This window comes from Aeromonas popoffii (assembly GCF_037818705.1).
Lineage (GTDB): Bacteria > Pseudomonadota > Gammaproteobacteria > Enterobacterales > Aeromonadaceae > Aeromonas > Aeromonas popoffii.
This window is the reverse complement of the sequence record NZ_CP149129.1, coordinates 3,396,602-3,409,654: the sequence shown is the minus strand read 5'-3', so window position 1 is coordinate 3,409,654 and position 13,053 is coordinate 3,396,602. Positions and strand designations below refer to the sequence as shown.

General features: G+C 56.6%; 14 protein-coding genes. All 14 read left to right on the top strand.

Annotated features, from left to right (window positions below; translation table 11 throughout):
• Nucleotides 1-243 precede the first annotated feature (243 nt).
• The 14 genes from tapM to WJM78_RS15445 all read left to right on the top strand — a co-directional run bounded on the left by tapM (nt 244) and on the right by WJM78_RS15445 (nt 13,049).
• Nucleotides 244-1,317 carry a PilM family type IVa pilus assembly protein TapM gene (gene tapM / locus WJM78_RS15510; RefSeq protein WP_339010320.1) on the top strand — a complete coding sequence of 358 codons (1,074 nt, stop codon included), beginning with the start codon at nt 244-246 and terminating at the stop codon, nt 1,315-1,317.
• Complete coding sequence (tapN, locus tag WJM78_RS15505) at nt 1,305-1,883, top strand: PilN family type IV pilus biogenesis protein TapN (RefSeq protein WP_339010318.1); 579 nt, start codon at nt 1,305-1,307, stop codon at nt 1,881-1,883. Before tapM ends, tapN begins: the two co-directional genes overlap by 13 nt.
• Nucleotides 1,880-2,479 carry a PilO family type IV pilus biogenesis protein TapO gene (gene tapO / locus WJM78_RS15500; RefSeq protein ID WP_339010316.1) on the top strand — a complete coding sequence of 200 codons (600 nt, stop codon included), beginning with the start codon at nt 1,880-1,882 and terminating at the stop codon, nt 2,477-2,479. The genes tapN and tapO overlap by 4 nt, the downstream gene beginning before the upstream one ends.
• Nucleotides 2,476-3,006 carry a pilus assembly protein PilP gene (locus WJM78_RS15495; protein WP_042033838.1) on the top strand — a complete coding sequence of 177 codons (531 nt, stop codon included), beginning with the start codon at nt 2,476-2,478 and terminating at the stop codon, nt 3,004-3,006. The genes tapO and WJM78_RS15495 overlap by 4 nt, the downstream gene beginning before the upstream one ends.
• A gap of 15 nt (nt 3,007-3,021) precedes the next feature.
• Nucleotides 3,022-5,187 (top strand): type IV pilus secretin PilQ family protein, encoded by a 2,166-nt coding sequence (locus WJM78_RS15490; protein ID WP_339010313.1) that lies wholly within the window; start codon nt 3,022-3,024, stop codon nt 5,185-5,187.
• A 191-nt stretch (nt 5,188-5,378) separates the two neighbouring features.
• Nucleotides 5,379-5,897 (top strand): shikimate kinase AroK, encoded by a 519-nt coding sequence (gene aroK, locus WJM78_RS15485; protein WP_005317117.1) that lies wholly within the window; start codon nt 5,379-5,381, stop codon nt 5,895-5,897.
• A 14-nt stretch (nt 5,898-5,911) separates the two neighbouring features.
• Entirely contained in the window at nt 5,912-6,991 is a 1,080-nt protein-coding gene (gene aroB / locus WJM78_RS15480; protein WP_339010310.1) for a 3-dehydroquinate synthase, read from the top strand.
• Nucleotides 6,984-8,591 carry an SPOR domain-containing protein gene (locus tag WJM78_RS15475; protein ID WP_339010307.1) on the top strand — a complete coding sequence of 536 codons (1,608 nt, stop codon included), beginning with the start codon at nt 6,984-6,986 and terminating at the stop codon, nt 8,589-8,591. Before aroB ends, WJM78_RS15475 begins: the two co-directional genes overlap by 8 nt.
• 70 nt (nt 8,592-8,661) lie before the next feature.
• Nucleotides 8,662-9,534, top strand: a complete 873-nt coding sequence (locus WJM78_RS15470; RefSeq protein ID WP_339010304.1) for a Dam family site-specific DNA-(adenine-N6)-methyltransferase — start codon at nt 8,662-8,664, stop codon at nt 9,532-9,534.
• Nucleotides 9,535-9,732: 198 nt separating this feature from the next.
• A complete protein-coding gene (gene rpe, locus WJM78_RS15465; protein ID WP_108536660.1) occupies nt 9,733-10,407 on the top strand; it encodes a ribulose-phosphate 3-epimerase in 675 nt (224 codons plus the stop codon).
• Nucleotides 10,394-11,062, top strand: a complete 669-nt coding sequence (locus tag WJM78_RS15460; protein ID WP_275930108.1) for a phosphoglycolate phosphatase — start codon at nt 10,394-10,396, stop codon at nt 11,060-11,062. The genes rpe and WJM78_RS15460 overlap by 14 nt, the downstream gene beginning before the upstream one ends.
• Nucleotides 11,063-11,101: 39 nt before the next feature.
• On the top strand, nt 11,102-12,106 hold the full coding sequence (trpS, locus tag WJM78_RS15455; RefSeq protein WP_042039215.1) for a tryptophan--tRNA ligase: 1,005 nt from the start codon (nt 11,102-11,104) through the stop codon (nt 12,104-12,106).
• Nucleotides 12,107-12,230: 124 nt separating this feature from the next.
• Nucleotides 12,231-12,446 (top strand): hypothetical protein, encoded by a 216-nt coding sequence (locus WJM78_RS15450; RefSeq protein ID WP_042039214.1) that lies wholly within the window; start codon nt 12,231-12,233, stop codon nt 12,444-12,446.
• A 21-nt stretch (nt 12,447-12,467) separates the two neighbouring features.
• Nucleotides 12,468-13,049: an aminodeoxychorismate synthase component II gene (locus WJM78_RS15445; RefSeq protein WP_108536663.1), complete on the top strand. Its 582-nt coding sequence runs from the start codon at nt 12,468-12,470 to the stop codon at nt 13,047-13,049.
• Nucleotides 13,050-13,053 lie beyond the last annotated feature (4 nt).

The window sequence follows — 13,053 nt, the reverse complement described above, 5'->3', positions numbered from 1 at the left end:
AGTATAGCCCTTTTGCCTCAGGGAATTCGAGGTTTTCCTGTCAGCAGTCAGGCTCCCCGAGAAGAGGCGGGAGGTTAGCATTCTGTGGCTCAATAACCAAGAGGAGGCCGGCGCGACAAGAAAGCGAAGTGCATCACTTTTTGGCGTAAACTTTATGATATTGATAGATATAGTATTTAGGATGAGTTAAGACATCATCAGCTGATTGGCTGTCTTGCAATCACTTCTAAAACCCAATAACGCATGGACGTGTATATGTTTGGGCTATTCAGTAAAGGTTACATGTTGCCCTTGGCGGGCATTGATTTTGGGAGCCAGACCATCAAGGCCGTCACTATCACCGGGCGCCTTGGCAAGCTGCAGTTCGAATCTGTGGCCGAAGTGGCGACCCCCAAGGGGACGCTGGTCGATTATCAGTTGCAGGACATAGAACGGGTCAGCCAGTCTCTCAAAACCCTCAAGCGTCTTATCAGTGGCAACAGCCAATATGCGGCAACGGCCGTCACGGGTTCCAATGTGATCACCAAGGTCATTCAGGTTGATACGCGCCTCAGCGAAAACGAGTTGGAAAATCAGGTCCAACAGGAAGCAGAGCAGATAATTCCCTTTCCCCTCGACGAAGTGAGCCTGGACTTTGAAATCATCGGCATGGTCAATGATCAGGATCGTCAGGAGGTACTGCTGAGTGCGGCACGTACCGAGAGCGTGAGTGGTCGAGTCACCGCCTTGGCGGAAGCCGGGATGATCACCAAGGTGGTGGACGTTGGAGCGCATGCTTTGGGCCGTGCCGTACTCGCCTGTCTGCCTGATTTGCTTACCTGGGAAAAACCGGTCGGTGTTATCGATATTGGCGCCAGCGCAATGACGTTTGTTGCGTTAATCAAAGGTCAGACAACGTATTCAAGAATTCAGAACTTTGGCGGTGATCAATATAGCCAGGCATTGTCCTCTTTCTATCAAATGAGTCTGGAGGAGGCTGAGCTTGCCAAGATGAAGGACACTCTGCCTGCCGACTATGAACTGGACGTGTTATTACCCTATATCAATGCCTTGTTGCAACAAATCAGGCGTAACGTTCAGCTGTTTTGCAGCTCCTCCGGACACAGGGAGCTATCCAAGCTGGTGCTGACTGGCGGTGGCAGTCTGATACCCGGGCTTGTCGCTCAGGTCCGCAATGAGCTCAACTGTGAAGTATTGCATCCCGATCCTTTCGCTTTGTTTGGTAAACCCAAAGGGGAGGGGGGACTCGCTCATGGTGCCAAATACATGACGGCGCTGGGTCTGGCAATGAGGAGCTTCACTCCATGTCAAATATAAACCTCCTCCCCTGGCGTGAAGCCAGAGCCCTGCGGCAGAAGAAGCAGTTCGGTGTCATGCTCGGAATTTTCCTGGCGATCACCGCCGCCCTCGGCTTTGCCGCCGACTGGCTGGTGGAGCAGCAGATCAGTTATCAACAGCAGCGAAATCAACGTTTGCTGCAAGAGATGACCATACTCGATGCGCAACTTGGCGAGATCCGCTTGCTCAAGGAGCGACGCAAGGAGCTGATCGATCGCATGCAGTTGATTGAACAGCTGCAGATGCGTCGTAATCTTCCGGTACGGCTGTTCAACCAGTTGCCCTCGCTGGTACCCAACGGGGTGTATTTGAACACGCTTGCCTTGCAAGACAACCGGATCGACGTCAACGGCAAGACCGAAGCCTATGGTCGCGTTGCCAGCATGATGCGGCGCATTGATGGCTCCGGCTGGCTGGAGCAGTCACAGCTCAGCACGATTTTTGCGACCGACGTTGCGCCAGTTTCACTGAGTCAGTTTTCCATGTCCTTCCAGGTTGCCGCTGCGGAAGGTACCGCCGTCGATGTGGTTAAGGGGCAAGAATGAACCTACAACAGCTCAATGAACTGGATCTCAACAACATTGCCAGCTGGCCCAAGTTGGCCAAGGGCATTTTTATCCTGTTTTTCTGTGCGCTGCTGGGCGGCGCGATCTATTACTACGTGATTGCGAATTCATTGGCCTTGCTGGCCCAGGAAACCAACAAGGAGGCTGAACTGAAGGCGCAGTTCGAGAGCAAGGCGATGCTTGCTGCCAATCTGGGGGCATACAAGATACAGATGGTACAACTTGAGCAGTTGGTCGATACCCAGCTCAAACAGTTACCCAATACTCACGAGGTGGCGGGTTTGCTGGACGATATCAGCTTCATTGCGACCGACAATGGCCTCACATTAAATCGCATCAACTGGGAGTCCGAGATAAAACACGAGTTTTCCACTGAACTGCCCATGCGGATCGAGGTAGTGGGTACCTACCATGAGATTGGCAAGTTCACGGCTGATATGGCGGCGCTGCCGCGGATCGTCATCCTGGAGTCGTTCACCCTGGGGCAGAGCAAGGAGCCAGACGAGATGATCAGCATGTCGATGCTGGCCAAGACCTACAAGTACAACGGCAAGACAGTGGAGCAGAAAAAATGAGGATGATCTGCGTACTCTTGCCCGTGTGTCTGTTGACCGCCTGCGGTGGGCAGGATGAGATGGATAACTATGTGGCTCAGACCAAGGCCAGGCAGCCTGTGCCTATCGAGCCGCTACCTGAAATCAAACCGTTTTCGCCCATGGCTTATCATCTCAGCGATCAGCGCAGCCCTTTCATTGCCCCCCAGCCCGAGGCCAGCAGCGCCAAGGTCGATGCCAAGATGAAACCGGATTGTGCCCAGATGGTCGTCAACAGAGAGAAAGAAGTCTTGGAGAGCTACTCGCTGGCCAGCCTGAGTATGCAGGGATCGCTCGGCAAGCAGGGTCAGTTGTGGGCCTTGATCCGGACGCCGGATGGTCAGTCTGTGCGGGTGGGCCTCAACCAACATATGGGACTTGATCAGGGCCGAGTGATCAGGATCACTGATACCTACGTGGATTTGATTGAGACTATGCCGGATGGCAAAGGATGCTGGGTCACCAGAGAAACCCAGTTGGGCATGGCCAATCTTGAAGCAAAACGATAATCAGGGATGACTGCGATGAGAATAACAATCGGTACTGTAACCAGAGTTGCCCTGCTATTTTGCGCCGGGGCATGGAGCCAGGCCTGGGCAGTGGCCACTTTGCAAGAGGTGAAAGTGAATGCGCTGATGGCCGATCAGCTGTTGCTGGAGTTGAGCTTCAGTGAACCGGTCAGCGGCTTTACCGACCGGCTCTCCTATGAGCCCAATCAGCTGTTGCTGCATGTGCCAGGAGCCGTGGGGGCGCTCAATGTCAATCCGCTGCCCATCAAGCAACAGGGGGTCGATAATCTCAAGGTCGAGGGCAAGGGAGCCGGGCTCGACATCAAGATAGCGCTCGATCAATTGACCCCTTATCAGGTGCATCAGCAGGGCAACAAGCTGCTGGTCGCTCTGGGAGAAAAGGCAACCATGCCTCTTCCGGCGTCGACCCGGTCAGCTGGCATGGTCTCAGCACCGACGACCTCCCCTGCCTTTGTCAATCCTTCGCCTGTGACTCAATCTGCCCCGGTGGCCGTACCGGTAGCCAGTAAACCCGTCTTGCCCGCGGCGCAGACCGGGGCAAGCGACGCCTATTTCAACTCCGTCAAGGGGGTGGATTTCAGGCGTGGCAAGGATGGGCATGGGGAGTTTCTGGTCACGCTGGACAACAGCTCGGCGGTTGTGGATGTCAGCAGCCGTGGCCAGACCGTGCTGGCCAAGTTCCATGGTACTCGCGTACCGGACGACCTGCTCAATCGGATCAATGTGCAGGACTTTGCCACCCCTGTCTCTCAGGTAGAGGTGTTCCGCCAGGGCAATGACACCCTGTTCGAGCTCTCCGTCAATGGCCAGTTTGATTACCGCTACGATCAGGCGGACAAGATGTTCATCGTCGAGGTGAAAAAGCGCACCGCGGTGACCGCAGGGAAACAGTATCAGGGCAAACCGATTTCGCTGAACTTCCAGGATATTCCTGTGCGTACCGTGCTGCAGCTCATTGCTGATTTCAACAACCTCAACCTGGTCACCACGGACTCAGTGTCAGGCAATATCACACTGCGGCTCGATGGTGTGCCCTGGGAGCAGGCGCTGGACATTATCCTCAAGGTGAAAGGGCTGGATAAACGACTGGATAACAACATTCTATTGGTGGCACCGGCAGAAGAGATCGCCGCTCGGGAGAAGCAGCAGCTGGAGAGTCGCAATCAGGTGGCCGATTTGGCGCCGCTCTATACCGAGTACCTGCAGATCAACTATGCCAAGGCATCCGAGGTGGCGAATTTACTTTCATCCAAGAGTACCAAATTGCTCTCTTCCAAGGGGGCCGTGAGTGTCGATGAGCGGACCAACGTGCTGGTGGTCAAGGATACGGCAGAGGTCATCAGCAACATCAAGCGCATGCTGGATATTCTGGATATTCCGGTCAAACAGGTGGTGATCGAAGCGCGCATGGTGACCATAGATGATGGATTCGACGAGGCGCTCGGGGTGCGTTGGGGCGTGACCAAAAACGATGGTCATGGCAACAGCACATCGGGTTCCATCGAAGGTAATGATGGCTCCGGCAATAACAATGGCGGTTCGACCATCACCCGTCCCGGGGTGGATGACAGATTGAACGTCAATTTACCGGTCACCAATGCCGCTGGCACCCTGGCATTTCAGGTGGCCCGTCTGGCGAATGGTACCCTGCTGGACCTCGAACTGTCAGCGCTGGAAAAAGAGAGCAAGGCTGAAATCATCGCCAGCCCCCGTGTCACCACTGCCAACCAGAAACCGGCGCTGATCGAGCAGGGGACCGAGATCCCCTATGTGGAGTCCTCCTCCAGTGGCGCCACCTCCGTCACCTTCAAGAAGGCAGTATTGAGCCTCAAGGTCACACCGCAAATCACGCCGGACAACCGGGTTATTCTGGATCTGACCGTGACCCAGGACACCAAGGGTGAGACGGTACCAACCGGTACCGGTGATGCGGTCTCCATCAATGCCCAGTCCATCACCACTCAGGTGCTGGTCAACAATGGCGAGACCTTGGTGCTTGGCGGCATCTATCAACAGACCATCAAGAGCGATGTCAGCAAAGTGCCTCTACTCGGTGATATCCCGGGTCTTGGCCTGTTGTTTCGCAAGACAACCAGCGAGAATAAAAAGCGGGAATTGCTAATTTTCGTGACGCCGAAGATAGTCACTGACGCCTTCTGAATGCTTTACATGTGAGGGTAAAACACATATAACCTTACGCCCCAATGAGGCTGGGGCGTAAGGGCTGCGGTTGCCAGTCCCGATTTCTATTGAGATAATCCCCCTCCTGATCCATCGCAAGACAAGGTTCATAGGTACCCCGATCGAGTGTTTGTCGGGGTCGTACAGTTTGTAATTACTAATGAAAAGACATGGCTGAGAAACGCAATATTTTCCTGATAGGTCCCATGGGTGCGGGCAAGAGCACCATAGGTAGACATCTGGCAGAACAACTGCATATGGAGTTTTTCGACTCAGATCATGAGATTGAGCGCCGCAGTGGTGCCGATATCGGCTGGGTGTTCGATGTTGAAGGCGAAGAGGGTTTCCGGATCCGCGAAGAGAAGGTCATAGGCGACCTTTCAGAACAGCAGGGTATCGTGCTGGCGACGGGTGGCGGTGCCATCAAGAGCCGTGAAACACGGAACAAGCTCTCTGCTCGCGGTATCGTGGTGTACCTCGAAACAACCATTGAGAAGCAGCTGGCACGCACACAAAGAGACAAGCGTCGCCCACTGCTGCAAACCGAAGAGCCGCCGCGCGAAGTACTCGAGCGTCTGGCACAAGAGCGCAATGCGCTGTATGAAGAAGTGGCTGACTTTGTCATCCAGACTGATGATCAGAGCGCTAAAATTGTTGCTAATCAAATTGTTAAGTTGATTGGCATGTAATCTAGAGGACGTCCATGGAAAGGTTGAAGGTCGAACTGGGTGAACGCAGTTATCCCATCGAGATAGCGGCGGGTCTGTTGCAGCATGCAGAGGTGCTGATACAAACCATCAAGGGTAAACGGGTCATGATAGTGACCAATACCGTTGTTGCGCCCTTGTATCTTGAGCGGATTATCCAGTTGCTGTCCGGTTTTCAGGTTGAACACCTGATCCTGCCGGACGGTGAGGCCTATAAGACCCTGGCAACCTTCGAGCGGATCATGTCTGCTCTGCTGGAAACCAACCATGGTCGGGACACTACACTGATCGCCCTGGGGGGCGGTGTGATTGGGGATGTTGTCGGCTTTGCTGCGGCAAGCTACCAACGTGGCATTCCTTTTATTCAAGTGCCTACCACACTGCTCTCCCAGGTTGATTCCTCCGTCGGCGGCAAGACCGCCGTCAATCATCCCCTCGGCAAGAACATGATTGGGGCCTTTTATCAGCCCAAACATGTGGTTATCGACACCGAATGCCTCAAGACCCTGCCTGCCCGTGAATTTGCCGCCGGCATGGCCGAAGTCATCAAGTACGGCATCATCTGGGACGCCGAATTCTTCTCCTGGCTCGAAACCAACATGTCCCGTCTGCAGGCGCTGGAGCCGGCTGCCCTGGCGTATGCCATTCGCCGCTGCTGCGAGATCAAGGCCGATGTGGTAGCGCAGGACGAGACAGAGCACGGTGTGCGTGCCCTGCTGAACCTGGGCCACACCTTTGGTCACGCCATCGAGGCCGAAAAAGGCTATGGGAACTGGCTGCACGGCGAAGCCGTTGCCGCAGGCATGATGCTGGCTGCATTCACGGCCGAGGTGCGTGGCGAGCTGGATAACCGGCAGGTAGCCCGTATCCGCGATCTGCTGCTGGCGGCCAATCTACCCATCCAGGCGCCGGCCGAGATGGATTTCGATGCCTTCATTCGCCATATGCGGCGTGACAAGAAGGTACTGGAAGGCAAGCTGCGACTGATATTGCCAGTCGGTATCGGCCATGCACAGGTGGTGGCCGATGTCTCCGATGCTGAATTGTTGGCGGTGATCGAGTCTGGTCGTGAGTAATAATAAACTGCTTAAACTTCCTTCCCAGCGGCAGCTGGTTGACCGGCTGCTGCACCTGATTGAATTCAATCACCCCTTTATTTTTCTCTCTGGCAAGCAAGGCAGTGGTCGCGGCACCCTGTGTGAATCCCTGCTCGGTGCCCTGCCCGAAAAAGTGCGAGTCGTGAGCCTGATTGGCAGTCCTGCCATGAAAATGGCGGACGTGCGTCAGTTGCTGTTGCCGCAGGTGGTGGCAAGGCCGCTGTTCAATCCACAGGATGCGCTGGCCGACAGCTTCTTTCGCATGCTGGAAGGCAAGTCTGCCACCTTGCTACTGCTGATCGAACGTGCCGACGAGTTGCCCGCCGAGCTGGTTGGTGAGCTGTGGAGCCTCTGTCGTCACAACGATACCCTCTCCGTGCCGCATCAACTGGCCATCGTACTCTCCGGCAGTGACGTCTGGTGTCGCAACCAGAAAGTCCTGCTGAAAGGGCGGGCAATGCCGGCATTGGAGCTGGAAGTGGCGCCACTGAGCGCGCCAGAGCAACGTATCTTCTTGTATGAGAAAGCCAAAGAGCTCAAGATCCCGGCAGCCCTCTTGCCCAAGTTGAAAGTGGAAGAGATCCTGAACGCGGCAAATGGACATCCGTCCATCATCATGCAGTTACTGGAGGATATCATGACCGACAGAAGGCCCAAGAAGCGTCAGGCAGAGTTGCCCGTCAAGAAGATTGCGACCGTGCTGGCAGTGGTTGCCGCCGGCTTGCTGGCCCTGAGCTATCTGCTGCCAGCTCTGTTTAACGGTGAGAGCAAGCGTTCTGCGCTGGAACCTGCGCAAACCACGGCTTTGCCCATTCCGGTGTCTGGTGGTGATCCCCTGACCATAGGCGGCACCGATACCGGTAGCGATGGCCGGAGCGGTGGTCAGGGCAGTGCGAATGCCAGTGGTGATAACCCGAGCGGTGTGGTGCGCGATTGGCAGCCGGATGCCAAGGTATTGCCCAAGGTGGTCGAGAGCGAGCCAATGACCACCGAATCGACCAATTACGAGGGGCGCCGGGTGGTGATCTCCGATGAAGTGGTCGAGAAACTGATGAACCAACCCAACGTCAGCGGTGCCTTGCCCATGGTCGTGGTGGATGAGCTGACCGGTGCCGATTCCCAAGCCGTTTCGACTCAGGTTGCCCAGGCTCAGAATACATCGACCCAGGGCCTGCTTGCCAAGCCGGCCACTGCGCCTAAGGCCGAGAGCACCCCAGTTGCAACCAAACCGGTCGCCAAGCAAGCCGTGGTTGAACCCGTGGTGGCACCGTCACCCAAGGTGGCGTTGACACCAGCTGCGACCCTGAACAAGAAGCCCAAGCGTCATTACAGCATCCAGCTGATGGGCGCGAGCAACACCAAGGCCGTCGACAAGTTCGTGGCCGAGCACGCTCTGGCAGGCAATGTCTGGGTTTACAAAACCCAGTTCCGTGGCAGCCCCTGGTACGTGGTATTGCAAGGGGATTATGCCAACTCCGCCCAAGCCAAGGCTGCCATTCGCAAGCTCTCACCCGCCCTGCTCAAGGGGCAGCCCTGGCCCAAGTCGTTTGCTCAGGTACAAAAAGAGTTGAAGCAATAGCCATTGCGCCCGGTAAGGGGGTAGAATCGTCCCCCTTTTTTGGTCGATGCCTTCTTAACACCGGATTTCCATGAAAAAAACACGCGCTTTTTTAAAATGGGCCGGGGGAAAATACTCCCTGGTTGAAGATATTGCCGAGCGCTTGCCGGCCGGGCGTGTGTTGCTGGAGCCCTTCGTCGGGGCCGGGTCCGTGTTTCTCAACACCGACTACGATGCCTATGTGCTCAACGACATCAATCCGGATCTGATCTGCCTTTACAACCATCTCAAGCTGACGCCTGACCGATTCATCGCCGAAGCGCGCAAGTTGTTTGTGGCCGAGCACAATCACAAGGCGGCCTACTATCGGCTGCGTACCCAGTTCAATCAGACCGAAACCACCTTTGAGCGGGCACTGCTGTTCCTGTTTCTCAACCGCCACGGTTTCAATGGTTTGTGTCGCTATAACAAGAAGGGCGGCTTTAACGTGCCGTTTGGTTCCTATAAGAAGCCCTACTTCCCGGAGAAAGAGCTATGGGCTTTTGCCGAGAAGGCGCAGAAGGCGACCTTCATCTGCGAAAGCTATGCCGATGCCATCAAGCGCGCCGAGCCGGACTGGGTGATCTACTGCGATCCCCCCTATGCGCCGCTCTCCACCACGGCGAGCTTCACCACCTATTCCGCAGGCGGTTTCACGCTGGATGATCAGGCCATACTGGCGCGGCTGGCCCGTCACACGGCTGCCCACAAGGGGGTGCCGGTGCTTATCAGCAACCACGACATAGAGCTGACTCGCGAGCTATACCGTGGCGCTCGACTAGACGAGATCCTGGTCAAGCGCACCATCAGCCGCAACGGCGGTAGCCGCAACAAGGTGGCCGAGCTGCTGGCGCTCTACCCGCCCGGTATCGAGCCGGAGCAGGGTCACTACCCCAGCGATGCCGAGCTTGTCTCACTCGGCTGATCTTCTGGCGGCACCCTCGGGTGCCGCTGCTGTTTCCAGGTTTCGCTGCTCTTCTCCCCGCATTCGGGTCGTTTTCATCGGACATGTGCGGCAACGTTGGCGGCTCATTTTTACCTTCCTGCGTTCGGGTCGTTTTCATCGGATATTTGCGGTAAAATTACGCCGCTTTTTCTGCCCGCTAGCCAATGGATGACGCTGATGAAAGACTTTCTGATTGCCCCCTCGATCCTGTCCGCCGATTTCGCCCGTCTGGGCGATGATGTTGCCAGAGTGCTGACCGCCGGTGCCGACGTGGTGCATTTCGACGTGATGGACAACCACTATGTCCCCAACCTGACCATAGGCCCCATGGTCTGTCAGGCCCTGCGCGACTATGGCATCGAGGCGCTCATCGATGTGCACCTGATGGTCAAGCCGGTGGATCGCATCGTCCCGGACTTCGCCAAGGCGGGCGCCAATCTGATCACCTTCCACCCGGAAGCGTCCGATCACGTGGATCGCACCCTGGGCCTCATCAAGGAGCAGGGCTGCCAGGCGGGTCTGGTGCTGAACCCGGCGACGCCGCTCACCTGCCTTGAGTACGTGATGGACAAGCTGGATGTGATCCTGCTGATGTCGGTCAACCCGGGCTTCGGGGGGCAGAGCTTCATTCCCGGCACCCTCGACAAGCTGCGCCAAGTGCGTCGCCTGATCGACGAGAGTGGCCGTGACATTCGCCTCGAGATCGATGGCGGCGTCAAGGTCGACAACATTCGCGAGATCGCACAAGCCGGTGCCGACATGTTTGTAGCCGGCTCTGCCATCTTCAGCCAGCCGGACTACAAGGCGGTGATCGACCGGATGCGCGCGGAGCTTGCCCATGTCGAACGCTGAGCGTGATTTTGATCTGGTGCTATTCGATCTGGACGGCACCCTGATAGACAGCGCCCCTCAGCTGGCGCTGGCGGTTAACCGTACCCTCACCGAACTGGGACTGGCCGAGGCCGACGAGGCCGTGGTGCGTACCTGGGTCGGCAACGGGGCCGACAAGCTGATCCAGCGCGCGCTGGATTACCGTGAGGCCCCAGTGCTGTTTGCCACGGCGCGCCCCCTGTTCGATAGGCATTATCAGGCCTGTCTGCTGGAAGGGCTGGCCATGTATGACGGGGTTGAGCAGAGCCTGCGCCGCCTGCAGAAGCTCGGTTACCTGCAGGCCGTCGTGACCAACAAGCCGAGTCACTTCGTGCAGCCCATCCTGGATGCCCTCGGCATCAGCGACTGTTTCGCGCTCTGGCTGGGTGGCAACTGTGTTCCCGTTAAAAAACCCAGCCCGGATCCGCTGCTGCATGCCTGCCACGAGCTGGGCGTCAGCCCGTCGCGGACCCTGATGGTGGGTGACTCCGAGAATGACGTGCTGGCCGCGCAGGCCGCCGGCATCAAGGTGGTGGGATTGACCTATGGCTATAACTATGGCCGCCCCATTGCAGATTCCCGCCCGGACTGGGTATGCGAGCAGTTTGCCCAACTCGATGCACTCTTGGCCGAATAAGGCTGCCGAGCTGGCCGAATAACAAGGATTAACACTCTCATGACTAAACCTATCGTACTGAGCGGGGCCCAACCCTCGGGTCAGCTGACCATCGGCAACTACCTGGGGGCCCTGCGTCAGTGGGTCAATATGCAGGATGACTTCGATTGCCTTTACTGCATCGTCGACCTGCATGCCATCACCACCCGCCAGGAGCCAGCCGCCCTGCGCAAGGCGTGTCTCGATGCCGCCGCCCTCTATCTGGCGGTGGGGATCGATCCCAAGAAGAGCACTGTCTTCATCCAGTCTCACGTACCACAGCACGCCGAACTTGGCTGGATCCTGAATTGCTACACCCAGATGGGCGAGCTGTCCCGCATGACCCAGTTCAAGGACAAGTCCGCCCGTTTCGAGAACAACGTCAACGTCGGTCTGTTTGGTTATCCGGTGCTGATGGCTGCCGATATCCTGCTCTATCAGGCCAATCAGGTACCGGTCGGCAACGATCAGAAGCAGCATCTGGAGCTGACTCGCGACATCTGCACCCGGTTCAACAATCTGCACGGCGAGGCGTTCACTCTGCCAGAGCCCTTCATCCCTACCGACGGGGCACGGGTGATGAGCCTGCAGGATCCGACCAAGAAGATGTCCAAGTCCGATGACAACGAGGCCAACTTCATCGGTCTGCTGGAAGATCCCAAGCAGATCGTCAAGAAGATAAAGCGTGCCGTGACCGACTCCGACGAGCCGGCGGTGGTGCGGTTCGATCCCCAGAACAAGCCGGGGGTCTCCAACCTGCTGACCCTGATGTCTGGGGTAACCGGTCGCTCCATCCCCGAGTTGGAGCAGCACTTTGAAGGCAAGATGTACGGTCACCTCAAGACCGAGACTGCCGAGGCTGTCGTTGCCTTGCTGGAACCTATTCAGGCGCGCTTTCGCGAGCTGCGTCAGGATGAAGCTCATCTGCAAACAATTTTGGCGGCAGGTGCACAAAAGGCACGGGAAAGGGCTGAAAAAACCCTGACCAGGGTATATGATGTCATCGGCTTTGTTCCTCGAGCCTGACATACTGGGAAGGTGTAGTAGAAGAGAGCTGGGTATTTGCCTAGCTTTCTTTGTTTTTACCCGACCTGCTATTTGTTAATTCATCTTCCAATTTCCAACGCGGGCTTTTGCCCCAAGAGTAAGCATGTCTGTCGAATCCAATATCATGATTGAAGAGCTGGGTGACAAAGGTCACTGGCTGCGTAAATTTCGCAAGGCCAAGAACCTCAATACTCTGCAGCTGATGGTCTCCAACGCCATCGACAAATACCACAAGACCCCTGCCATCGCCGCCGCCATCTATCTGGCCGAATGCCAGCGCGAGCGCGAAATGGAACAGGGTCGTTATCTGGATCGTTAATTCTCTGTCTCTGGTTACCCCATGCTGTTGCTGATCGATAACTACGACTCCTTTACCTGGAACCTGGTGCAGTATTTTGGCGCTCTGGGGCAAGAGGTGGTGGTGAAGCGCAATGATGAGTTGACGCTGGATTCTATCGCGCAGCTCTCCCCCCGTTATCTGGTGATCTCCCCCGGCCCCTGCACGCCCAATGAGGCGGGCATTTCCCTTGCGGCTATCAGCCGCTTTGCCGGTCAGCTCCCTATCTTGGGTGTCTGTCTCGGCCATCAATCCCTGGCGCAGGTCTTCGGGGCCCGAGTGGTGCGTGCCCGTCAGGTGATGCATGGCAAGACGTCGCTCATCCGCCATCAGGGGCAGGGTGTATTTCGCGGTCTGAACGATCCGCTGCGGGTCACCCGTTATCATTCGTTAATCGTGGATCAGGGCACTCTGCCCGACTGTTTCGAGATCACCGCCTGGAGCGAGCACGCCGATGGCTCTTTTGACGAGATCATGGGCTTGCGCCATAAGCAGTTGAATATAGAGGGGGTTCAGTTCCATCCGGAGAGCATCCTGAGCGAGCAGGGCCACCAATTGCTGGCCAATTTTTTAGCAACTTCCTGAATCG